The 25361-nt window shown below is 35.7% G+C and carries 17 protein-coding genes and 2 tRNA genes; 12 read left to right on the top strand and 7 right to left on the bottom strand.

What is annotated here, in order from left to right:
• The first annotated feature begins 3 nt into the window (after positions 1-3).
• From OL225_RS03290 to OL225_RS03300, 3 genes are all read left to right on the top strand, one after another.
• The gene (locus OL225_RS03290) at positions 4-3336 is read left to right on the top strand and encodes a SusC/RagA family TonB-linked outer membrane protein (protein WP_264517264.1); all 3333 of its coding nucleotides are present in this window, start codon (positions 4-6) and stop codon (positions 3334-3336) included.
• An 11-nt stretch (positions 3337-3347) separates the two neighbouring features.
• Positions 3348-4667 (top strand): RagB/SusD family nutrient uptake outer membrane protein, encoded by a 1320-nt coding sequence (locus OL225_RS03295; RefSeq protein WP_264517265.1) that lies wholly within the window; start codon positions 3348-3350, stop codon positions 4665-4667.
• 79 nt (positions 4668-4746) lie between these two features.
• The gene (locus tag OL225_RS03300; RefSeq protein WP_264517266.1) at positions 4747-5508 is read left to right on the top strand and encodes a LytR/AlgR family response regulator transcription factor; all 762 of its coding nucleotides are present in this window, start codon (positions 4747-4749) and stop codon (positions 5506-5508) included.
• A gap of 294 nt (positions 5509-5802) precedes the next feature.
• On the opposite strand, the gene OL225_RS03305 is transcribed toward OL225_RS03300, so the two are convergent.
• A tRNA-Phe gene (locus OL225_RS03305) sits at positions 5803-5875 on the bottom strand.
• Between the two features lie 542 nt (positions 5876-6417).
• Here OL225_RS03305 and tssD point away from each other — a divergent pair.
• The 3 genes from tssD (at position 6418) to OL225_RS03320 (ending at position 10174) form a co-directional block, all read left to right on the top strand.
• Positions 6418-6822 (top strand): type VI secretion system tube protein TssD, encoded by a 405-nt coding sequence (gene tssD, locus OL225_RS03310; RefSeq protein ID WP_047378579.1) that lies wholly within the window; start codon positions 6418-6420, stop codon positions 6820-6822.
• A gap of 126 nt (positions 6823-6948) precedes the next feature.
• Positions 6949-8829, top strand: a complete 1881-nt coding sequence (locus OL225_RS03315) for a type VI secretion system Vgr family protein (protein WP_047378578.1) — start codon at positions 6949-6951, stop codon at positions 8827-8829.
• A 1-nt stretch (position 8830) separates the two neighbouring features.
• Positions 8831-10174 (top strand): hypothetical protein, encoded by a 1344-nt coding sequence (locus OL225_RS03320; RefSeq protein WP_047378577.1) that lies wholly within the window; start codon positions 8831-8833, stop codon positions 10172-10174.
• Between the two features lie 482 nt (positions 10175-10656).
• On the opposite strand, the gene OL225_RS03325 is transcribed toward OL225_RS03320, so the two are convergent.
• Complete coding sequence (locus OL225_RS03325; protein ID WP_047378575.1) at positions 10657-10836, bottom strand: hypothetical protein; 180 nt, start codon at positions 10834-10836, stop codon at positions 10657-10659.
• Positions 10837-10924: 88 nt separating this feature from the next.
• Between OL225_RS03325 and OL225_RS03330 the strand changes: the two genes are divergently transcribed.
• The 4 genes from OL225_RS03330 to OL225_RS03345 are packed head-to-tail and all read left to right on the top strand — an operon-like array spanning position 10925 to position 17498.
• On the top strand, positions 10925-11167 hold the full coding sequence (locus OL225_RS03330; RefSeq protein ID WP_264517267.1) for a hypothetical protein: 243 nt from the start codon (positions 10925-10927) through the stop codon (positions 11165-11167).
• A gap of 25 nt (positions 11168-11192) precedes the next feature.
• Positions 11193-11987: a hypothetical protein gene (locus tag OL225_RS03335; RefSeq protein WP_047378573.1), complete on the top strand. Its 795-nt coding sequence runs from the start codon at positions 11193-11195 to the stop codon at positions 11985-11987.
• Between the two features lie 18 nt (positions 11988-12005).
• Positions 12006-16238 (top strand): hypothetical protein, encoded by a 4233-nt coding sequence (locus OL225_RS03340; protein ID WP_264517268.1) that lies wholly within the window; start codon positions 12006-12008, stop codon positions 16236-16238.
• Between the two features lie 15 nt (positions 16239-16253).
• The gene (locus tag OL225_RS03345) at positions 16254-17498 is read left to right on the top strand and encodes a hypothetical protein (RefSeq protein WP_264517269.1); all 1245 of its coding nucleotides are present in this window, start codon (positions 16254-16256) and stop codon (positions 17496-17498) included.
• Positions 17499-17589: 91 nt separating this feature from the next.
• On the opposite strand, the gene OL225_RS03350 is transcribed toward OL225_RS03345, so the two are convergent.
• The 4 genes from OL225_RS03350 to OL225_RS03365 all read right to left on the bottom strand — a co-directional run bounded on the left by OL225_RS03350 (position 17590) and on the right by OL225_RS03365 (position 22652).
• Positions 17590-18939, bottom strand: a complete 1350-nt coding sequence (locus OL225_RS03350) for a DUF3472 domain-containing protein (protein WP_264517270.1) — start codon at positions 18937-18939, stop codon at positions 17590-17592.
• A gap of 429 nt (positions 18940-19368) precedes the next feature.
• Positions 19369-19441: transfer RNA gene (locus OL225_RS03355), tRNA-Phe, on the bottom strand.
• Positions 19442-19549: 108 nt separating this feature from the next.
• Positions 19550-21391 (bottom strand): lysophospholipid acyltransferase family protein, encoded by a 1842-nt coding sequence (locus OL225_RS03360; RefSeq protein ID WP_047378569.1) that lies wholly within the window; start codon positions 21389-21391, stop codon positions 19550-19552.
• A gap of 22 nt (positions 21392-21413) precedes the next feature.
• On the bottom strand, positions 21414-22652 hold the full coding sequence (locus OL225_RS03365) for an aspartate kinase (protein WP_047378568.1): 1239 nt from the start codon (positions 22650-22652) through the stop codon (positions 21414-21416).
• Positions 22653-22976: 324 nt separating this feature from the next.
• Between OL225_RS03365 and fbp the strand changes: the two genes are divergently transcribed.
• A complete protein-coding gene (gene fbp / locus OL225_RS03370) occupies positions 22977-23993 on the top strand; it encodes a class 1 fructose-bisphosphatase (protein WP_047378567.1) in 1017 nt (338 codons plus the stop codon).
• Positions 23994-25013, top strand: coding sequence for an o-succinylbenzoate synthase (locus tag OL225_RS03375; RefSeq protein WP_264517271.1), 1020 nt, complete (start codon positions 23994-23996; stop codon positions 25011-25013).
• On the opposite strand, the gene OL225_RS03380 is transcribed toward OL225_RS03375, so the two are convergent.
• Positions 25014-25181 carry a bacteriocin-like protein gene (locus tag OL225_RS03380; protein ID WP_156118473.1) on the bottom strand — a complete coding sequence of 56 codons (168 nt, stop codon included), beginning with the start codon at positions 25179-25181 and terminating at the stop codon, positions 25014-25016.
• Between the last annotated feature and the right edge of the window lie 180 nt (positions 25182-25361).

Consider the following 25361-nt stretch of genomic DNA (forward strand, 5'->3'; position numbering starts at 1 on the left):
GCAATGAAAAAAACTCTAATACTTTTACCTCTTTTGGCTGCTAATATAGCAATGGCCCAGCAAAAGAAAACCATCACCGGGAAAATAGAAGATGGAAATACCTCTCATGTGATTACCGGTGCATCTATAAAAATCGAGACACAGTCGGTCTCTACAAAAACAGAACTAGAAGGAATTATCGAAAGTGTATCAGTAGGTACAGTGACCGATAAGGACGGGAATTTTATATTAGAAATCCCTGCTGATACAAAAACTGTATTGGTAAGTTACCCAGGTTATGAATCCAGAGTCATTCAGCTTAATGAAGGACAGACTAACTATACAATAAGACTAACTTCTGAAGTTTCAGATAAAAATAAAATCCAGGAAGTAATCATCACCGGTTACCAGAAAATTGAAAAGCGTAAGCAGACCTCAGCGGTTTCTACAGTAAAAATGGACAACATCAGCCAGGCTGGTGTTGCCAGTGTAGATCAGATGCTGGCAGGGCAGATTGCTGGTGTGGCAGTAACTCCCGAAACCGGTGCTCCTGGTAGTCCGGCGAAGATCAGAATCAGAGGTACAGCCTCTCTTTCCGGTCCTCAGGATCCGTTATGGGTAATTGACGGTCTTCCGTTAGAAGGAAATGATGTTCCGAACTTTACCGATAAAGACAATATTGACCAGCTTCAAAACTTCTCTATTGCAGGTTTGAATCCTAATGATATTGAAGATATTACCATCCTTAAAGATGCTGCTGCAACAGCCATTTATGGAGCAAGAGCAGCAAACGGGGTAATTTCCATTACCACAAAAAAAGGAAAGAAAGGAAGTTTAAAACTGAACTTTTCGGCAGATACTTTCGTGACATCCCGTCCTGATTTTGGCAAACTGAATCTTTTGAATGCTTCTGAAAAAGTAGATCTGGAATTGATGCTTGCAAAGCGTGCTGATCTTACTTACCGCGCAGATAAAGGAGAGGTGATGAGAATTTTAACCCAAAACAATCAGCTTGATGCTTTCAGAAACGGTGGTTTTGATGCACTGAATTCATTCACACGCCAACAAATCAATGGCCTAAGAAGCAACAATACAGACTGGGGAAAACTGTTGTACAGAAATGCCATCAACAAACAATATGGATTAAGCGTTTCTGGCGGAAGTGACCGTGCAGATTACTATTTCTCCCTGGGATATTATGATGAAGAAGGAACAACTATCGGTACAGGTTTTAAACGTTATAACCTGACTTTAAAAAACAATTATAAATTAAGCGATAAGTTAAATGCAGGAATCTCTATTTTCGGAACACAAAGTGAACGTACATCTTTTGTAACAGATGCTGATGCTTCAATAAACCCTGTTAATTATTCAAGAAATGCCAATCCTTACATGAAGCCTTTCAATGCAGATGGAAGCTATAATTATGATAAAGATATAGACGGTTTTGAAGATTTATATGTTCCTTTCAATTTCCTTGAAGAAAGAGAAAATACCAGCTATACGCTGAAAAACAACTCTCTGAAAGCAATTTTAGACTTAGAATACAAAGCTTCAAAAAGTTTAAGATTTACCTCTCAGCTAGGTATCCAGTATGATGCTAATAAAACGGAGAAATTTGCAGGGGAGAACACCTATTTCACCAGAAAAATGAGACAAGGTACCCGTTACTATAAAGATGGTAAATTCAATTACTTCCTGCCTGCAGGAGCTGTAAAACAAAACTGGGATAATGATTTCTTCCAATACAACTGGAAATTACAGGCAGCGTACAGTACGAAAATCAATTCAAAACACGAAATTGATTTGATGGCAGGAACAGAAATCCGTAAAACAGAAGATAATACTACCGTTACCAGAGCTTTTGGGTATGACCCGACTTCAAGAAGAGGTACGGCAATTGTTTTCCCGAATTCAGATTTCGCAACAGATAAAAAATATGAAACGTATCGTGAAAACCCACCTGTAGAGAATGCTTATGCTTCCATGTTTGCTACGGCGTCTTATACTTACGATCAGAAATATACCTTCTTCGGAAGTGTGAGATATGACGGAACCAACCTTTTTGGGGTAAATAAAAAGTATAAATACCTTCCAATATGGGCAATTTCAGGATCATGGCTGGTAACGAAGGAGAACTTTATGAAAAATATTTCCGCAGTATCTAACCTTAGATTGAGAGCATCTTATGGTCTTCAAGGAAATATCGACAGAAATACTTCACCATTCTTTATTGGAGAATATAATGATGCAACAATTCTTCCAGGAGTAAAAGAAGGAGTTATTACAGTAATAAGCCCTCCGAATGATAAACTGAGATGGGAAAAAACTACCAATACTAACGTTGGTCTTGATTTAGGATTATTCAATAACCGTGTTAGCCTTACCGCTGATGTCTACAGCAGAAAAGGTACAGATATGATCAGTATGAAAGAAACCCCTCTTGAAACCGGATTCGAGTATACGATGATGAACTGGGGAAGTTTGACTAACAAAGGTTTTGAACTGGCATTGTCTACCAGAAACATCAATCACGATAATTTTAAATGGACTACCACCATCAACTTTGCGCATAATAAGAGTAGGGTATTGAGTGAGCAGCCTCGTGACAACGCTTTCCTTCCTTCCAGAGAAGGTCTTCCTGTGAATGCTGTTTTTGCTTTAAAAACGGCAGGAATGGATGAACATGGAAACCCATTGTTCTGGAAAGGAGATCAGAAGATTTCAGCTGCAGAATTCTTTAAATTATATGATGTGTATGCTGATTTCCTTCCAGGGCAGCTTGTAGATACAAAGCTTTCAAGTGCTGAGCTGAGAAGCCTGTTTACCTATGTAGGAGACAGAGATCCGAAATTTACCGGAGGTATTATCAACACCTTTAAGGTACATGATTTCGATCTTACCATCTCTGCAACATTCAATCTGAAGCAGACGGTAATGAGAACACCTTCTTACAGAGGTATGGATCTGGATAGAGGAAGAAATTATACTAGAGATATCTATGAAGCAGGAGGTTCACTTCCGGGAATCACAAGCCCTGATATGGATGCTAATCCGGGCGGATGGATGGCCAATAAATGGTTTGCAGGAAACAGTTCCAATGCATACAGCTTACTGGATGTATGGGCAAAAGAAATCAGCTACATAAGAATCAGTAGTATTCGTTTAGGGTATACACTGCCTAAAGAATTTACAAACCCTATGGGGATTTCCAGTCTGAGACTGAGTGTTGAAGGACGTAACCTGTTTGTATTCAGTAACGGATATAACGGATACTTTGATCCGGAGACATATGGTAATATTTATGCACAACCAATCACCAAGTCGGTGACCGTAGGATTTAATGTTTCTTTTTAAAACTTGAAAAAATGAGAAAAATTACAACAATTATAGCCCTTGCAGCAATCTGCTTAACCAATATTGGATGTGACAGGTTTTTAGATATTCAGCCTGAAGGCAAAGTTATTCCTGTTACCACCGAAGATTACCGACAAGTACTTACATCAGCCTATTCAAAATATCCCGTTCACAAATCTCTGGTAGCATTTCGTACCGATGAGTTGAATATTGATGACAATGGAGTAGATTTTGTTTCTTATCGAGAAATGGCAATGTGGAAAGATTCGAATAATGATCCCACATCTGCAGAATTTCCTTGGGTAAGATTCTATTCCGTTAATTTCTACGTGAACCAGATTATTAATGAAGGAAGCAAAACGATGAAGGATTCTCCAGAGAAGAATCAGATTTTAGCAGAAGCCTATGCTTTGCGTGCTTACCTGTATTTTGATTTGGTGAATTTATATGGAAAACCTTATAACAATGCTACAGCTTCTGCGGACAGAGGAGTTCCCATCAATCTTGAAATTGATCTTGAGGAGGTATTGAAGCCATCTTCAGTACAGGAGGTGTATGATCAGATTCATGCAGATATTAAAAAAGCAGAAGGTCTGATGGTAGAACAAACGCAGGCATTAGGAGCTAATTACAGATTTTCAAAAACAGCATTGCTGGCTTTCGAGGCAAGAACAGCTTTGTATGAAGGAGATTGGAATAATGCGTTGAATTATGCAAATCAGGTACTGACAGTAAAAGGAGATTTAAGTAATTTAAATACGGTAAATACGGTGCCTAATCATTATGCTTCCCCGGAATCAATTATGGCTTTGGATAACCCATGGGATAATTCTATAAAGAACTTATCTTTCGTGTCTCCTGAACTTATTTCTTCATACAATAGTACTACAGATAAAAGGTTTGGCATGTATTTTGAAAAAAATGGAAGTAAGTATAAAGTTATTAAAGGAGGAAGCTTAGAATTCAAAGTGTCTTTCAGAACGGCAGAGCAGTACTTTATAAAATCTGAAGCATTGTTAAAGTTGAATAAGCTGGCTGAAGCTAAAGAAACACTTCTTAAAGTAATGAAGAACAGATATACTCCGGACGGATATACTTCAGTTCAGAATGCAGTAAACTCAATGGATTCTGCAGCATTTATGAGCTTTATTCTGGATGAAAGATTCAGAGAATTTGCTTTGGAAGGACAAAGATGGTTCGATCTAAGAAGAGCAAATCAGAAAAAGATAAGCCATACAATCAATGGCAAAGAGTATATTCTTCAGCAGAATGATCCGCGATATACCATTGAATATCCAATGAGTGCGAAGAAGAATAACCCTAATTTATAAAACTTCATATCAAATTCAATACAGATGAAACCGCTTGAACTTAATTGTTTTAGCGGTTTTTTTGTACTTTTGCACCGTTATGAAAATTGCCATTATAGAAGATGAACTGCTGGCTGTGAATTATCTGAAAAACCTTTTAGATACACAAAGCATTGTCCCTGTTACAGAGACTGTTATTCTTCGTTCCAAAAAACAGGCAATTGATTTTTTTGAGAAAGATTCTGCAGATCTTATTTTTATGGATATCCACCTTGGTGACGGGATGAGCCTGGAAATCTTTGAACAGGTGGAACTTTTCACTCCGATTATTTTCATTACCGCGTTTGACGAATATGCCATGAGAGTCTTCAGACATTTCACGATTGATTACCTTCTGAAGCCTTTTGAAGAAGAGGATTTACATAAAGCTTTACAGAAATTTATCTCCATAAGAAACAATTTTGATCCTGAACCGGTGCTCAAATCAATTTCCTCATTAAGGCAGGCAGAAGGTGAGGTGATGAAACGTTTTATGGTAAGGGAAGGGAATAAACTCAAATCAATAGATGAGCATAACACGGCTTATTTTTTTGCATCCGGGAAATACCTTTTCCTTACTACAAAAGATCATCAGACTTATATTTATGATGATACCATTAAAGATATTATCCAGAAGCTGAATCCTGAAATTTTCTTTAAAATAAACCGTAAGTTTATCATTAATAAGGAAGCTGTTACTGAAATTATCAAACATTCCAGTCAGAAAGTAGAACTTAAGCTTTCTCCGGAGCCCGAGGTGAATGCTGAGATTTTTATCAGTAAAATGCAGATTGCAGAATGTTTAAACTGGCTGAATAGCTGATTATACTTATTTAAATCTACATCATTATATAAACGCAAAGTTTATCATTTAATCATCATATTTCTAAGCATGCTAAGAAAGAGACAACGTTGCTGATGAAGCTCTATGATTGTGCTCACGCTCAAAAAGAATCAATGAAGTTGATTACACCTTTGCACCCTCAAAATTTTACCCTAGATATTAAATCTTCGCGTTAAATTAAATCATATTTTCATAAATATTTGATCTTTTCTCGCATTAGTTCCAGAAAATACAGAAACAAAAAAACCTCTAAAATAAATTAGAGGTTTTAAGTGGTTTCTCCAGGAATCGAACCAGGGACACATGGATTTTCAATCCATTGCTCTACCAACTGAGCTAAGAAACCATTTATGTTTTTGTTTATTACTTCGTTGTTTTAAAGTGATGCAAAAGTATAACATTTTATAATACCACGCAAGTATTTTGTTTTATTTTTTTGAAGAAACCTTCTGATATTGCTTGTTTTTAGTTTCAATGCTTTGTTCATCAGTAATTTGGTAGATTTTATTTTTTTTAATTTTTTTAAGAATATTATTTTTTAAACGCTTTCTATAATTGTATTTTCAGTACTGAATTCATTTTTTATCCCGAAACTACTGTCGCACTCTGTTTACGGGCGAAAAATTATTTTATCGGATAAATTCCGAAAATTATTTTACTGTTTTGAAAGACCTTAAACAAGTAGTAAAATAATGTGATTTGTAACAGAAATAACTTTCAAACACTTGATTAGTAGTGCTTAATGAACCTAACAAGTGTTAGTCGTAGAATTACTACACTTTTTTAAATTTAATCATAAATTTCATTTACGTTTTGTAATTACATCTATATTTGGTGATATAGAAAAACAAAATCATAAAAATATTTAACCATTAAAATTTACAAATCATGGCAGAAAGAAATTCAAGAGGAATTTTAAAATTCAACAACGGTGAAGGACAAAAGTTATTAAAACTTAATTACAGTGTATCAAGATCTACAGACGTTTCAGGACGTGTAGCATCAGATCCTTCCAATGCTCTTATCAAAATCACAGTAGAAGCTACTGAAAAATCAGACATTCTGGAAAGTTTATTGAACGGAAAGTACAAGCCTACTGTAGGAGAGATCACTTTCAATAAATCTCATGAAGAAGGAACTTTAACAACACTGAAGTGGAACAACGGTTATGTAATACAGCATGAGGTAGATTTTGATGCTGTAGATGAGAACAGTATGTACATCAGTTTTATAGTAAGTGCAGAACAGATAGACCTGGGGAATTCTTCTTACTTCGGAGCATGGCCTTCTTAAGCCTATTCAGAATTTAAATATCAGGCAGAATAGTACACCCGGTTCAAGGGTTGCTGTTCTGCCTTTTTTAACCTTATAGAACGATTGTTTATTCAAAATAAAGTTCTGAAAAAACACCTAATCACTATGAATAAAAATATCTCGAATTCCGATAAGATTTCTGAGAATCATATTCCCGGAATCAACCGTGTGGTAAAGCTGGATATTGTGATTGAAGGCAAAATTATCAAACACTTCAAGCATTTCCGTTTACAGCAAAGTGCCAGAAGACATCACAATTTTGAACTTATTTTGGCCCATGATTCTCTTGGAGAAGCTCAAAACCATACTCTGGAACAGGCACGCCAGTTTTTGGGAAAGAGGATTACTATTGTCTTCAAATATAAAGACTATGAAAGTGAGAGTCCTGAAAGAACTTTTGTAGGAGTTATCACCAAAGCCGCATTCAGCCAGGAAAAAATGAGTTTGGGAAATATTGTACTGAGAGGTCAAAGCCCTACCATTTTGATGGATGCCGCTCCCCATACCCAGAGTTTTGGAGGAGATCAGGCTGTCAATACAGGAATCATTGCCAACAAAATATGTAAAGAAGCACTGGGATCAGAGAAATTTGATTTCAGAGTAGATACCCAGAATAAAAGCTATATCAATTATAGTGCACAATATAACGAAACCCATTACAATTATCTCGCAAGAACTGCAGAAGCATATGGAGAACAGTTTTATTATGATGGCGAAGTACTTCATTTCGGAAAACTTCCTCCTTCAGAAAAACCAATCCGGCTTGTATACGGAAGCAATGCAACAGATGTTCAGGTGGAGCTGAATGCTGTACATACCAACCCTCAGTTTTTTGGTTATAATAGCAGCAGCCATACTAAAATGGAAGGTTCTGAAAATAACATAAGACATTTAGGTGAAATACCTTCCAAAGCTTATGAACTGAATAATAATATTTTTAAAACCCGTTCACTTTCTCCGGCACCTATCAATGCCAATATGTTTGTGGATGTGAGTGATTCTCAGAAAAGTGCTGCCGGAAGCGCTGCCGTAGAAGTATTTACTGTTTCAGGAAATACAACCGTTCCGTTTTTATATCCGGGTTGTCTTGCAGATATCGAAATGCGGAAGCCGGATACCAGTCAGACTTCTTATTTTACAAAACTTACAATTACCGAAGTTTCTCATGAAGTCAATGCCCGAGGGTATTACACAGGAAGCTTTGAAGCAATCGCTGAAGGGACAGGCTTTATGCCAAAACCTGAATTTATAGAACCTAAGGCTGAACCACAGGTTGCCACCGTTATTTCCAATACAGACCCGCTTAATCAGGGAAGAATACAGGTGAGATTTGACTGGCAGAAAAATCCCGATACAACCCATTTTATCCGAATGATGAGCCCTGATGCAGGAGGGACAGATGTGATCACTCAAAACAGAGGTTTTGTAGCCATACCGGAAGTAGGAGATCAGGTAATGGTAGGTTTTGAATATCATCATCCCGATTTCCCGTTTGCAATGGGAGGAATGTTCCATGGGCAGGTGGCATTGGGTGGAAGCATCAACAATCACCTTAAATCTATTCAGACAAGGAGTGGTAATAAAGTGATCTTTAATGATCAGGAAGGAAGTATTTTCATAGAAGATCCAAGCGGAAATACTTATTTAATGGATGGAAAAGGAAATATTATCGTTAATGCTCCCAAAAATATAACCTTCACTGCCGGGGAAAATGTGCAGATCAATGCAGGCAAAAATATCATTGCTTCAGCGCAGAGAAATGTCAATATTATGGCCGGTGAAGATATCACGGAAACAGCCAATGATGATTACAATCTGACAGCAAGCAATATTATTGAAACGGCTGAAGCCGGCAGAAAATCTACAGCCAAAAATATTACAGAAAATATGGAGGCTGGCTCTTACATCAGTACAAAAGATGCCATCAACGTAGAAAGTGCCAAGGAAGTGCTTATCAATAGTGGTAAACAGGTAAAAATGCAGTAATATGGCAGGCGAAGGCGGAAATATCGTAAGAAATGTCTTTGGGAAGTCCTACAAGGAAGCTGAACATATTATGAAAGATGCTTCCAAAGGGACTCTGGATTTTAAATCTCCCCAGGAAAATACCTTTTATGGAAAAAAGGGAGGAAAGAAATTTGATGAATATCAGGCGAAAAAAGAAACTCTTCCAGTGAGAGTTTTAAAAGTAAAATGTTATGAAGATTTTGCATGTACAAAAGAAGTAACGGTTATAGAGAAAGAAAGAAAATATTTCTATAAAGTAACCCAATATAATAGAACTCCTACTAAAGCAGAAGTGAAAAATCTTAAATGGGCAATACAATATGATGATGGAAATATTTCTAATGCTATGCAAGTAACTGGAGAAGAGAAGATTTCTTTTTTTGTTTCTGATAATAGTCAGGTAATGAGAGTTCGTGTATATGCCTTTTTTAAAACGCCAAATAAAAATGCAAGTACAGAAGTATTTACAAAACATATAGAATTAGAAATTACTGATAAATCAGTTGGGTATTCCATAATGAGATTGTTTGATGTAGCAGATGACTTTACAACTACTATGTTAAAAGATAAGTTTCCTGCTTGTATTGTTAATGTTTATAGTGTAACAATAAAATACTATGAGGGAAATGAAGTTGTAGAACATGGGAGTTTTGGTGTTACCAGGGATGGATGGCAAAAAATTGATGAGAAAGATGGAAAATATTTTATGATAAACAGAGCCTTTGAACCTAAAGAAAGTAATCAAAATACTTATAAAGTTGCTCATAGTTTTGTTCCATCTCAATATAAAGGACTAATGAAAATAGATGCTTTTGAATTACATTCTTTTGAAGGAAAAGCAAATTTACCTGCGGAACCAATTTATACAAATTATAAATTGGATAATAAAACACCTATTAATCATAGTAGAAACAAAATAGATGAGGTTACGAATGTAAATATTCATATTGGAGGACACTATACCAGAGGGCGAACAATGAAAAGGCCAGTAGAAGTTCAATATTCTTCTCCTACAACAGGAATACCTACAGGAACAAGTTATAAGATAGAGGAAGTCGGAATCCATTGGCTTGGAGGGTCATTGGGATGTTTTGCTTTTGTTGAACCAGAAGATATAAAACCAGATATAAAATCTGCATTTGCAGCTCATAATAATAATGAATATAGTAAGCACACATCAAATCGACCTTGGCAAAATCTAGTTGATAAAATACATAAATTAGAAACTGAATATAAAGCTCAAATAATAGTTAAAGTTGTTAAGCGAAGTAATTATAAAAAAGTAATTCCTGATTTCGATCCAAAAAGCATTTTATGGGAATAATAAATAATAAATCTAAAATAGCTATAGGTATAATAATATCTCTAGGAGTTGTTTTTCTAATAAGGGCATATGTCATCTATTCCTTTTACAAAAATGATGAATTGTATGGAGATGGTATTCCTGATAGTACTAAGTATGACAGAGAATTTTTATCAACAGTGTTATATTCTGTTTTGATAATGATTTTTCTGTCAGTTATTAGTATTCTGATATTTAAAAGAAAACAGAAATGAATTCAATTTAAGTATTGGGTAATATTGGATGAATAAAAATGTCCCATATTATTTGTATCAGTAAAATTTAGAGTATGAAAAATTTATCAATATTACTTTTGGGAATTGTAGGAACAAACTTGATTTAAAAGACAACATACTTTGGGAATAAATTTTAAAAATAAACAATTCAGATTATTAATGTTTGAATTTAATGATCGGAAGTTGACAAATAAGGTAACCGTTCAAATAATAAATATTTGTTCAATCTTATGTTTCCTTTTTTTTGACTTTTTGGGTTGTAGGGGTTTGTCTATCTGCTTTGTTTTTAGGGTGTTTTACATCAAATACAGATAACAATTCAGATTGTTTAAGCAATGAAGAAATTGCGCTGCTTTTTGGGAAAGTTATTTTGATTTTTTTAATAATTAATACATTGATAAGTTTCATTGTTTTTACAATGAGTGGATCAGAAAAAAACCAATAAAGCTTTTTAGAAAAGCGATACAATTAACAAAACATTTTATTCCAAAAAAATATGAAGAAAAGAATAATAACGGCAGGAGGATTTATAGGAATAGTATTCTCAATATGGGATTCCATGGTGGATAATGCTGATACAGCTTCATTAGAGGATCATTTGAGTGCCAGGTTTGTTTTCAGCTCAGTTTTTAGTTTGAAAACATTGGTATATCTGATTATCGGAATGGTTTCAGGATGGATAATCAATTTTATGATCAATAAAATCAGCGAGCTGCATAGAGAGTGGAATGACTTTTAAATTATAGGAAATAATAAAATCCAATATGGTAGAAACGAGAGTAAAACCTTTTCAGAAATATGCTTTAGGAACTCATGATTATCATGTGGAGAATGCTCTTGAAATACAGTTTGGAGAAGCAAAAGGGTTTTATTCATCTTATAGAATTACACTGCAGGAGAAAGAGAATGAAGATCATACAAAAAACTGGCTGATAGAAAAGGTAGATGATTCCTCTTTTCCCTCTGAAAATAAATTTATGGAGATCCTTTTTATTCTGGAACAGAGCTCTTATCCTCTGGAAATAAAAGTGGATGAAAAAGGAAGTTTTCTGAGAGCTGCAGACCATCATAAAAATATAGAAAACTGGAAACTTAAAACGGCAGGCCTTCAGGAAAAATACCAGAATGCTGAGGTCTTCAGAAATCAATATCTGGCTGCGTTTGATGATGAAGCTGGTTTTTATAAAAACAAACTGAAAGAACCCTTCTGGAATCTGCTGTTATTTGCTCCTTATTATGTAGATAACGGAGGTGAAAATCCTGAATCTATCGTTTGGAATATCAAAGGAATTGGTGATGTAGAATGTTCAGGAGTTATCAGAGCAGAACAGAGGGACTATGGCTTTAATGCCTTTTTTACTTCCGAAATCAAAGTTCCGGAAACCCTGCAAAAAGAATTAGAAAAGAAATACCTGTATCAGTCGGGACAATATCAGGTGAAATTAAGCATAGAAATGGAATACAACTCCCGTAAAAAACAGTATTCCAAAAAGAAAGCTGACTTTATATTGTCAGATGGAGAAAAAACAGTATACCGGGAAACGATCACAATGACTTAATCTTTATGAACAAATGACATGGCGGATAAAGGATACATCATTATAGAAGGAGCCACTGCGTACTGCAGCAGCTCGGTAACCAACAATTCTAATGGAACCGCGGTTCCATTGGAAGTGAAAAGCCAGAAAAAAAAGCTGGGCAAAAACAAATATTTTGCACAGAATAAGCCTGTAGCAACTTACCTTGACGATAAAGCCGACAGCTTCGGTGGTGGCAACGGATTTGGAAACTGTAAAGGCTCAGATGGTAAAACTTACCCATGTAAAGGCAAATGCAGTATTAAATATAAAGACTATTATGAAAACGTAGAGTTCAACAAAAGTATGAAAATACTGTTGGATGCATCTACAGGAAATTGCCCGGGATATGGTGTTCCCGGAACTATTGCTTTTGCAACTACCGGGCAGGCTAATAATGTTTCCCAGATCGAAGTCAAAGAAGCAGATGAGTTTTCTGTAGCCAACACTTCACCACAATGGCCTTCATCTGCTGCGTCTGAAGCCAGCATATCTGTGTCATCAATTTCGATGATAAGACCAATACCGGCAGATAAGCTTACCGAAAATTATTACTATATCAAAGGGATGAACGGACCGTTATTTCCCATTGCAAACCCTTTTGGAGGTGATAACCTGGATTTGAAAGCCCAATTTAAAGGTGATGAGAAGAAGATTATCTGGGCCCTTTTCAAAGGAGAAGGAACCAAAGATAAAGTAAAAACATTTATAGGATTGGGAAGCAATTTCAGCCAATCTATGAGCAAAATATTTGACAGTCTTGCAGAAGGGAAGTACAGACTCGAAGCCTATGGTAAAAAACCTGGAGATGCCAAATGCTGTATTAATGTGGAAGTAGTTCAGGATTTTGTCAAGAAAATTGTCAGTCCGGGTACTTCAACCCTAATTAAAATCCCTCTGCCTGTATCTATTGAACGTAAACTCAGCAGTGCAGCCGACCAGGCGAAAATATTGAACAGAGGTTTTATTATGCCCGTGAATAGTGTTCAATGGACTGTGAAGCAAGGAACAACAGTGCTTTATAGCAGTTATTCAGGAGTTTCTTCCTCGCATCTTGTGGATGTAACAGGTATTGGTGATCGTATATTTCTGACTTTTAAAAATGAAGGTAAATATACTGTAGAAGCATTTACAGACCCTACAGACCCAAAACCGCAGTCTATAGAAGTTAAAATAGAAAACAGCCTGGGGGTAATGGGAGTGAAAGGAGAACCGGGTCTGGTAAGATTCAGTGATACAATCAAAGTTCAGGCTTCCAAATTCAATGTCAATTATATACCTTCCGGAACCTCTGTATATTGGTATCTTAAAAAAGAGGGAATTGGAAGAGTAGCTTTATTTGAAAATTCACCTTCTTTCAAAACAGGTACCATCAGCAAGAAGGTTGCTGAATTGCTGTATAATGATGCTAAACTGGCCAGTGATCAGTATTTCGGGAAATATATATTGGAAGCTTATGCCAACCCGCTGGGAGAAGGAAAGCAGCCCGGATTTTCAGGATCAGACTGTTTTAATTTTGAGGTGATTCAAAATGTAATAGATAAATTCACCCTTCCGGCTACTAATATTCCAAAAGGAACCAAAGTAAAGTATACCGCAACGGCAAGAATTGCTACGCTGGCAGGAAATGAAGCTATAAAAATAGAAGTTCCAGATAAAGTGACCAATAACGGGGATGGAACCATTACGTTCAATGATCTCGGAGAATATACTATTTCTTCATATTTAACTGGAGATTATACCGACGGGAAGAAAATTGAGGTTAAAGTAAAAGTCTCAGAACCAATCGTAAAAAGAGCTCTTTGGGCCTATGGGACAGGAGTAAAACGTACTGAAACCGGTTTTGGAGAAGAAACGTATGGCTTTCTTGAAATTGATGGTCTTCAGAACCAGGCTTTAAAAGTAAAAGTATGGGTAAAAGGGGAAGGAGATAATTTCTATAAAGAGAAAGACAAATATATGCTGGAGGAAAAAACCGTTACACTTAACAATGAAGGTAAAGCTTCCTTCCTTATTACCACCAATGATGATTATAAGAAAAAACTGGCGGCAGCTATTCCAAAAACAACGGAAAATCCCAACCCGTCTTACCGTCTGGTATTTACAATAGAACTTCAGGCAAGCTCTTCCGCAGATATTGTTCTTCCCGGAAATATTACCATTCAGGGGACGCGTCCCGTAGTTGTAGACAATACTACGACCTATCTGGAAGTTCTGGATTCCAATGAAGAACTGGTGATGACTTCCGAGCAGAAAATTGTCTCCATCATGTTCTCCACAGAAAATGGTAAAGATATCCAGCGGGAGCAGACTTTCTATGGAAAAACCCACAAACTTTGGGTGCATACTGTCAATATGACTGAAGAAGTTCTGAAAATTGACGTTTTGAAAGAAATTCCTAAAGAAGGATTAAATGAAAAAGATCATATAACCTATACCCACGAAAGCAAACAAAGCTACAACGAAGAAAAAACAGGAAAAGACGGCCTGTTGGAGGTTTCCTTCACTGCAAAAGAAGAATGGAAAAATCCTCCAAAAAACTTTGATTACTACATAGCACAGGTTTCCCGGCAAGTGCAAGACCCAGCCGATCCCAAAAAGAAAGTCTGGAAAATAGAAAAAAGCCAGTTTACAATCAATAGTACGCTTCCTGCTGATCTGGTTCGGACAGAGGATATGGAAAAACTGGGGATCAAAGCTTATAAAAAAGACGGAACACCTTTTACAAAAGAAGAAATGCTGGAATTAAGGAAACAGTTTATTTTCTATGAAGGTGGTTGCCTTAAAGTGTCACAGAAAGAAACACCTGAAGCCATTGATAATGATGTGATGCCTGTGGTTGTGGAAATGGCGGAGGTGAAAAGAGAGGGAGAAAATGGGTGCCCACGATGTAAAGCTGAAATTACAGTTGATATACTCAAAAAAGTATATAAAAATGCAAAAGATGAGGATCTTCAAGAGTTAGCATTAACTTTAAATAAATACAGAAATATTTTTGAACTCAATACTTGCGCAAGAAAAGCTCATTTTTTCGCACAATCATTACAAGAAGCAGGAACTAATTTAAAAGGAGGTCTTCATGGAGAAAGTTTAGATTATGCCGCTGAAGATTTACCAAAACATTTTAAAAACTTTAGGGCAAACCCTGAACTGGGGAAACAAAGTCCCCCTAATGATGAAGCTTATGAGTATGGTAGAAGTTCCAAAAACGGTTATAAATCTAATGAAAAAAAGATTGCAGAAATAGCATATGGAGGAAGGCTTGGAAATGAATCTGTTGATGATACATGGAATTTTAGAGGTAGAGGATTGTTGCAAATAACGGGAAAAGGTAATTATAAAGAAATTCAAAAGAAAATAGATGAAAAAGCGGGTGACTCCGGTGTTACAATTGTTGATGGAGTAGATAGGGACTATACCCCTAAGGAAGCTGCAATAACTGGGATGGCAGATTGGTATAAGGATTCTATGTATTTAAAAGCTGATGATACAGGTAAATTGGCAGATGATGTTGTTGTTGATTCAATTGTTGATATTCTAAATAAACTTACACCTTCAAGGCCGCATCGTAAAATTTGGTATCGTGGGGGTAAGCTGGATAATTGGGAGGTTAAAGCAGGTGATTCTATGAAGTCTGTATTTAGGGTAGGAGAATGTGGTAAAGGTACAGGATTGAATTTGGTAGGAGATGCTCCATGGTTTCAAGCTGCATGGAAAGAATATGAAAAATATAAAGGATTAAGAGAAATGGATAGTCCCTTAAAGGAAAAGATTACTGAGTACTTTGATGTTTCTTCTGCTGCTGGATTGGGTTATGATTATACAAATCCATGGTGTGGTGCATTTTTGGCTTGGTGTTTTGATCAAACTCAAGATTATAAAAGGATTAATACTCCTAAAAGCGCAGCTGCCTTTGGTTGGAAGGGAAGTACATGGGAAAATGGAGAGGATTGTAATGCTTTTGTAGGAGCTTTAATAGTTTTTGATTATTCACATGTGGCATTAATTGCTGGTGAAAATTTAGATAGAACAAGATATGTATATTTGGGAGGGAATCAAGGGAATGGAGAAAAAACAGCAGGATATCAAAAAATAATATTAGGTTCTGTTGATAAAGAAAGTAAATCGATTGTTGCTATTACTAAACCTAAAAAATATACAATATCTGTAAAAGATAAAGAACTTCCAAAGTATGATGTTAATGCTGAAAACACGAAAGAAAGTTCCAGATAATAAAATATAATTTATATGAATATAAAAAGTAAAATTAGATTAACGATATATTCCCTATTAATAATGAGCAGTTTAAGCTGCCAGGAAAAAAAACAAAGTTCTGACAATAATCAAAAGGCAATAAGTATGAATGATGATACCATAATACCAAAAGTTCTCAAGAAACAGTTGCGGGAAGGTTCAAATAAATCAATTGATGAAGCAGGAGCTGAACTAGTTAAAATACCATTTGATATAGAAGAACTGGAAGCATCAGCAGAAACTGCAAAAAAAATATTGCTGTCCAATGGGTTTAAGGAATTGTCTGATAACGAATTTAGTAGTAAGATTAAAGATATTTTTGGAAGGGTAATAGATTCTAATTCAGGCAATCCATTTTTGTATGTAAATTATTTTGATAAATGTGATAGAAGCTTTGTTACTTACAGTAATAATAGTGTGGATTATGAAGGAGGTTACATTGACAAACAAAGAAGACTTTTTACTGACTTTTATTATCTACCTGAAATTCTTGATTACCAAAAAGAATATCCCACACTAAATGAAATTGAGTCTACTAAAATTACAAGAAAATCAAGTTCACAAGTAGATGTTGAAATTCCCCATTGGAAAGAGGTTGCCAATTTAAAAGAACAAAGAAAAGTAAATGTTCAGAGAATCATTGCCAGAAATATGTATTTGTTCAATGATAATAAAACATATATCATTTGGTTGGTAACTCACGATAAAAACTTTATAAAGTTATTGGTTAAAAATTTTGGTTATGATAAGGAACCCAAATTTAATGAAATGCTTATTAATGAATATATTCAACCTAAAGATCAATATAAAATAGGTGAACTTATTTTCGCTAAAAATTGTAATAAAGAATTAGAAGTACGGGATGGAATATTACAGAGTTTGGCTGATACGTATCAAAAAAGCTCAAATCCTAAAGATTTATTTGGGTTAATGGAGTTCTGTTCAAAACTATTAGAAACAGATGAATACAATAGTTATTCTGAAAAAGAAAAGATTAAAATGGTAGCTTATCTAGCCAATACTTATGATTTTCTGTTTAAAAAGAATCATAGGAATCAGGAAGGTTGGGATCCCCGATGGAATATTTTAGGAGCATATTTTGAAGATGACTCAAGAAGTAAGATTAAATGGTCCCAGCTAAAAGAAGAAATGCAAAGAAATAATTACTACAGTTTATCTAATTTAAAAGAAGTTATAAGCTATGCTGAAGGGTTTGATAGTGTAGGTGCTCCGGATTAGTTTATAAAAATAAATGGTATCTTGACAATGAACAAAATAAGAGCCAGTTCCTAATATATCGGGAACTGGCTTTTATTTTTAAGTTATAATTTTAAGGAAGCGTAGAAAAATCGATGTTCGGTGCCTGTGTGGGTGCGGTGACAGAAAACTGTGAGCCGGGAGCAACTGTTGTATTAAAGAATCCTCCATTTTGCAAAAAGAAAGCATTGCCGCTTGTTCCTCCCATTGCATCTATTCTTTGTTTTGCATTATAAGTGTTATCTACACTAAACTTTGCTCCGGAAATAGCGGCCCAGTTGCCGTCTGAAGTTCTTACCCATTGATTTTTGAATTCTGCTTTTCTGCCCTGATATCCATTTTCAGGATTGAAGTTTTCAACAAAACTGTAGAAGCTTTTAAGATAAGTACTTGTTTGAGGTCTCTTCCAGCTGGCGATCAGTTTCCATGTTGTAGTATCTGGAGATAAAAACCAGGCTGTAAAATCTGTTTTTCCGGTTCCATCAGGTTCACCTTTTAATAAGAATTTATAGGTTTGTCCTGCACTCCAGTTGTATTTATAATAGCTTTGTCCGCCAGAACCCTCATTTCCAAATTCTCCGATTGTTACCCCGGTACCTGCTCTGTTGAGAACAATTTTGTGATCAGGAGGGATATTATTGGGATCATCCGTTTCAAACGGACTCCATACAGAGAATAAAATTCTCCTTTCTGTTGCAGAATTAACCTGCATTCCAAAATAGCCTGCACTAAAGCCATTGGCCATAAAATAAGAACCAATTTTATCTTCTCCTGCCGGAACTGTTACTTCATTATAATAATAGCTCACATTACTGGTGGTTGGAATTACGTAGTTAAGGTGGCAGGAGGGCCCTCTGCGTGCCCAATAATAGTAAGAAGGATCATTACTGTAAATATTGGTTCCTGCGGAAGCTGCACCACTGAAGGTCACATCACTTACATCAGCAAAATATCCACCGGTTTTTGACACGCCCTGAAGATCAACTTTTACATAACCAGGAGAGGAAATAGTAAAATCCCCAACGGTATAATCCTTGTAACCCGATCCCGTTAAAGTAACATTTTTGGATGTCCCGCCTACAGTTACTTTTACAACACTTGTACCCGAAGGAACTGATGCTTTTAATCCGATGTTTAACGTTCCCGTATTACCCACCCTGAAATAACTGCTTATAACAGTACTCGAGTTTGTCCAGTTACCTAAGTTGGAAGAAGTGATGACCTCACTGGCTCCCAAAGGTTTTACCGTCAAAAAAGAATTTCCGGCCACCGGAACACTGAAGGAAGATGCTTTGCTTAAAGCTGAGACATTTTTTTTTGTAGCAACAGTGTCTTCTGCTGTCATAGTATTTTCTGCACATGATTGAAAAACAAGCAGAGCAAGGATACCCAGAAAAGTATCGGCTAATAATTTTACTCTCATAAGTATTTGTAATTAGGTTTATCTTACTAAATTAAGTTTTACCTGTCAAATAAAAAATTAATTCCCATTATTTTGATTAATTTTTTTTGTTTTTAAACAAACATATTATTTAGAAATGAATGATACTTTATATGCTAGTTTTGAATATTTCCTGAAGAAACTAAATGGAATCAGTTCCAAAACATTGGTGAACTTGTTGTTTAATGCAAAGTCTTTTTTATAGTAAACAAGATAGAATGAATTTCATTAATCCTTTTTAAGCAAATGAATAATCATAAAGCTTATTCAGCGACAGAGTTGCTCTTCTTTGCATCCTTAAATTTTAGGATAAGAAAATTTTTCTTTGTGTTAAATAAGGAGAAGATTCAAAAGGAAAGAGTTGCTTACAAAAAACAAAAAAACCTCTAAACTGAATTAGAGGTTTTCAAGTGGTTTCTCCAGGAATCGAACCAGGGACACATGGATTTTCAATCCATTGCTCTACCAACTGAGCTAAGAAACCATTTATGTTTTTGTTTATTACTTCGTTGTTTTAAAGTGATGCAAAAGTAGTAAGTTTTGGTATACAAAGCAAGTATTCATCGTACTTTTTTTGAATAAAGTTAAAAACTTACTGATTATCAGCTGGATTATTTTCCTGCTCCTTTCTGATCTGTTCACTCATCTCTTCCAATACCGGTTTGATCGTGTTTTCTGGAAGATCACTGATTCGGATATACATCAATCCGTCTATCGCATCATTGAAGTTCGGATCTACGTTGAATGCAATTACTTTGGCGTTTTGTTTGATGTATTTCTTGATCAGAACAGGAAGTCTCAATTCAGGTTCAAGGTCATCAATGATTTTGTCCAGTTTATTAAGATCCGATTCCATTTCCTCAAAGAAAATGTTTTTATCCCTGTCACGAAGCTTTACCTTATATTCATTCCTTGGAGTGATATATTGTGCTACTGCAGAATCAAAATAATTTGAACGCATAAACTCAATCATCAGCGATTTTGAGAACTCCGAGAATTTGTTGGAAATACTCACTCCACCCATAAGGAATTTATGGTCAGGATTTCTCAGGCACACATGCACAATTCCTCTCCATAAAAGGAAAAGAGGAAGTGGTTTCTGCTGATATTCCTGGCAGATGTAGGCACGGCCCATTTCAATCACCTTTTTAAAGAAAGGATGAATGTCCTGCTCAAACTCAAATAAAGAGCTTGTATAAAAGCCTTTGATGCCATATTTCTTCATCACCTCTCTACCCAGTGCCATTCTGTAAGCGCCAGCCAGTTTTTTCTCCCCGTTGTCCCAAAGGAAAAGGTGGTGATAATGTTTATCATATTCATCAAGGTCAAAAGGAAGATTACTGCCTTCACCTACCGCGCGGAAAGTAAGCTCTCTCTGACGCCCGATTTCCCTCATAATGGAAGGGATTTCCTCGTAAGTAGTAAAGTATATCTCATAATTTCCGTTACTGAACAGCATTTTGTCAGTTCCTCTCAGTTTGTCAACATCTTTTATAATGTCTTCTACAGGAGTTTCGTCGATGATGTTCTGAACAATATTTTCTTCCTTCAGCAAAGGAAATTTTACTGATAAATTCTGAAGATTGATGCTTTGAGCAAGGGACTTTCTTTTTTCATAGTAAGATTTCATCATATACACCTTACGTTTCAGAAACTCTCCCAATTCCTCAATTGTTTCCATTTCATCCATTGCCTTTACAGTGATAGGGCGTCCGATTCTGATTCTGATAGGTTTTTCCCTGTCATTCATCATTTCTGCCGGAAGCATCAGGGTCTGTAAATTCGGATGAAGCTTAGCCACCTGATAAAAAAGTCTGCTGTTCTTAGCATGGAAATACATAGGAACTACCGGCACTTTAGCCATTCTTATAAGCTTAAGTGCCGTTTTTTCCCATTCCTTATCTAAAATTTCTCCGTAAGGATTGTTTTTGTTGGAAACTTCTCCCGCAGGAAAAATACCTACACAGCCTCCGTTTTGCAAATGCTTGAGTGTTTCACGCATACCTGAAGAACTGCTGTAAGCTTCTTTTCTGTTTTCAAAAGGATTTACAGCGATTACATACGGTTCCATAGGTTTGATCTTCTCCAAAAGGAAATTCCCCATCACCTTGAAATCCGGACGAACCTCTGATAAGACCTTGCACATCAGAATTCCGTCAATAGCACCCAGCGGGTGGTTGGAAACCAGAATAAACGGTCCCGTTTTCGGAATCTTTGCCAGATCCTCTTCAAAAGCTACATAGCTTAGGTTTCTTTCTCTCACAAATGAGTCGAAAAAGTCTTTGCCTTCCTTGTCTTTTAGTTTGTCGTATAATTTATTTACTTCGTTTATTTTAGCAATGCTCATCACAGCAGATGCTACCGGGTTCTTGAGGAACCCAAGTTTACTTAAGCCGGAAGCTTTGATCAGATCGTTTTTCGAAATTAAACTCATGTGTGTTTAGTCGCAATTAATATTATTGTGTTACCATTTGAAGAGTATTCTTGGAAATTTGTTCCAATAATACATTTTTTTCATGGTAAAATTTATCAATGTGATCCATCTTCGCATTTCTTACTGTGAATAAAGATACATTTTTAATTGCTTCGGTTTTAAAAATTTTTTGAAGCTCCTGATTGAGCTCATCTATATGATTAAATTTATCTTCAAGGCACAATGCCAGGGAGATAGCAGAATTCTGCATTAGGGAAACCTTGATCTTATATTTAGATAAATATCCAAAAATTAAGCTCATATGGTCTTCTGCAATAAAAGAGAAATCTCTTGTAGATATCTTCAGAAGATCCTGGTTTTCTTTTAAAATATAAGATTCTTCCTGTTGGTTTTTGTCGGAAGCACCCACCTTTGTTCCTTCTTTGGTAGGATCTACAAAAGATTTTACATAAAAAGGAATGCTTTTTTGCTGTAGTGGCTGCAATGTTTTCGGGTGAATAACACTTGCTCCGTAATAAGCCATCTCAATTGCTTCTTCATAAGAGATATTGGAAAGAAGAGATACATCATTGAATTTTCTCGGATCTCCGGTCATTACTCCCGGTACATCTTTCCAGATAGTCATCGCTTCAGCATTTAAGCAATAAGCAAAAATAGCAGCAGAGTAGTCTGAACCTTCTCTTCCTAACGTCACCGTAAAATTGTTTTCGTCAGAACCAATGAATCCCTGGGTTACGTAGCAGATCTCAGGATTCAGATTGGAAATAAATTCTTCTGTTCTTACCCAGTCTACGGTACCTTCTCTGTATGAATTGTCCGTTTTTATATAATCTCTGGCATCCAGCCATTGATTGGTAAATTGGATTTCATTCAGGTATTCACTCAGGATTTTGGTAGAAATCATTTCTCCGCAGCTTACCACCTGATCATAAACAAAGTTATAGTTGGGAGATTTATTTCTTCTTAAAAAAGAATCAATATCATCGAAAAAGAGATTGATTTCTGCAAAAACCGCATGATTTTCAGGAAAAAGACCTTCCGCAATCTCAATGTGTTTTCGTTTTATCTTTTCAATCTCAGTTTGATAGTTCTCCTTTTTGAAATAAAGTTCTACAACTTTTTCCAACTCGTTTGTCGTCTTGCCCATTGCTGAAATCACCAGCAAACATTTGGCAAATCCCTGGCTTTTTAGAACCATGGATACGTTTTTCACACTTTCGGCATCTTTTACCGATGCTCCACCAAACTTGAAAATTTTCATTAAATTGTTAAAAATAAAATTGTTAGATAAAAAATTACATGAGTTTTTTACGGACGTCAAAATTATAAATTTACAACGAGATATGAAATAGCCTGGAAGGGAGATAGAATTAAGATTTCCTTAAAATCAACAATTAATGAAATAATTTGAATTTTTTATGTCTCTGATATCACAAATCCGGGGACATAATTTTCAATAACCGTTTAGCGTTATACTGAATTGCTTGTGTATTGTGTTGAAATACAGCTGATAATCTCTTTTGTAATTAAATTTTCTTAATGCAATAAATTTTCCGAAATTTGGACAAAACGTAAAAAGAAAAATATGTCAAATCAACCATTACAGACTTTAGGAGAATTTCTTATAGATAAGCAGGACGATTTTCAGTATTCTACAGGTGAATTTTCTCGTCTTCTAAGTGCAATAAGATTGGCTTCGAAAGTGGTAAACAGAGAAGTAAATAAAGCCGGAATTGTAGATATTACGGGAGCTGCAGGAAACCAAAATGTTCAGGGAGAAGAGCAGCAGAAATTAGATGTAATTGCTAATGAAATTTTTATTACGGCTTTGTCTCAAAGAGAGGTTGTTTGTGGTATTGCGTCTGAGGAAAATGATGATTTTATTGATATTAAATGTGGCGAAAACGGACATTTAAGCAAATATGTAGTATTGATCGACCCTTTAGACGGATCCTCAAATATTGATGTTAATGTTTCCGTAGGAACTATTTTCTCTATTTACAGAAGAGTAACTGAACCTGGAACTCCTGTACAGTTGGAAGACTTTTTACAGAAAGGAATCAATCAGATTGCAGCTGGATATGTTATTTACGGTTCATCTACAATGATCGTTTATACTACCGGAAACGGAGTAAACGGATTCACTCTGGATCCTTCATTGGGAACTTATTATCTTTCTCATCCTAATATGACCTTCCCGAAAACAGGTAAAATCTATTCCATCAACGAAGGAAACTATATCAAATTCCCTCAGGGAGTAAAAAATTACCTTAAATACTGCCAGATGGAAGAAGGAGATCGTCCTTATACTTCAAGATATATTGGTTCATTAGTAGCAGATTTCCACAGAAACATGCTGAAAGGAGGAATTTATATCTATCCTTCTTACTCACAGGCTCCAAATGGTAAATTAAGATTGTTATACGAATGTAATCCTATGGCATTCCTTGCAGAACAGGCAGGAGCAAAAGCAACTGACGGGTTCAGAAGAATTCTTGAAATAGAACCTACAGAACTTCACCAGAGAATTCCGTTCTTCTGTGGAAGTATAGACATGGTAGAGAAAGCAGAAGAATTCATGCGTATCGACAGTGTAAAATAAATGGAAGCAAATTATTTACAATATTTATTACAATTTAAACGCCCGAGTGGAACATCTCGCGGCGTTTTGCTTGATAAGGAAACCTTTATTCTCACTATTTCGGAAGACGGAAGAAAAGGAATAGGTGAATGTGCTATTTTCAGAGGTCTGAGTTTTGATGACAGGTCTGATTATGAAGAAAAGCTGAAGTGGCTTTGTGAAAATATTAATCAGGATACCGCTTTTTTAAAAAAAGAACTGAAAGAATTTCCATCAATTTGGTTTGGATATGAACAGGCAATTCTGAATCTGAAGCATGGTGGCAGCCTTTATTTTCCCAGTGAGTTTACCGAAGAGAAATCTGCTATCACCATTAATGGTTTGATATGGATGGGAGAGGCAGGGTACATGGAAGAGCAGATTCAGGATAAGCTTGAGAAAGGATTTCATTGTATTAAATTAAAAATAGGGGTCGATTGGAAATCTGAATATGTCATTCTACAGAAATTAAGGGAGAAATTCTCCAAAAATCAATTGGAACTTCGTGTGGACGCAAATGGAGGATTCAGTAAGGAAGAAGCAGTTATTGTTTTGCAGCAACTGGCGGACCTTCATATTCATTCTATTGAACAGCCTATCAAAGCAGGAAACTGGGATGATATGGCCGAATTATGCGCTAAAACACCTACTCCGATAGCATTGGATGAAGAGCTGATTGGGATTATTGATCCTGAAGAAAAGAAAAAGCTTTTAGAAAAAATAAAACCACAGTATATTATTCTGAAACCTGCATTGGTAGGAGGTTTTTTCGGTTCAGATGAATGGATTTCTCTTGCTGAAAATCAGAATATCGGTTGGTGGATAACTTCAGCTTTGGAAAGCAATATTGGATTGAATGCCATTGCTCAATATACATTTACCAAAAAAAATCCAATGCCTCAAGGTTTAGGCACTGGAGCTTTATTTGTTAATAATTTTGAATCCGATTTAGAACTCAGAAATGAGTTACTATGGTTCAAAAGTATAAATGAGAAAAGTTAATTAGCATAATGGTGGAGGTGAATCCGGACATGTAGTCTGGCCACAGTAATCAGGACCCCATGATCTACAGCACATAGCAACAGGATTCCAACTATTACATCCAAGAGGTGGTCTTCCCCCTTTGATCGTTTTTAATTCTCCTCTTTTGATTTTCTTTAGATTTTTCATGATATTAATTTTATTTGATTGATAAGTAAATGTCGAAAACTTTTTTTAATTATACAACAAGTGGGGAATTATTTGGCAATATTTAACAATATTAAAGAAATATTTCAATACATATTAATCATGAAAATAGATTCCTGCATTTGTTTATGAGGAATAAGTATTGTTTTTTTCGGGCTGTTT

The sequence above is a fragment of the Chryseobacterium viscerum genome (assembly GCF_025949665.1).
GTDB lineage: Bacteria > Bacteroidota > Bacteroidia > Flavobacteriales > Weeksellaceae > Chryseobacterium > Chryseobacterium viscerum_A.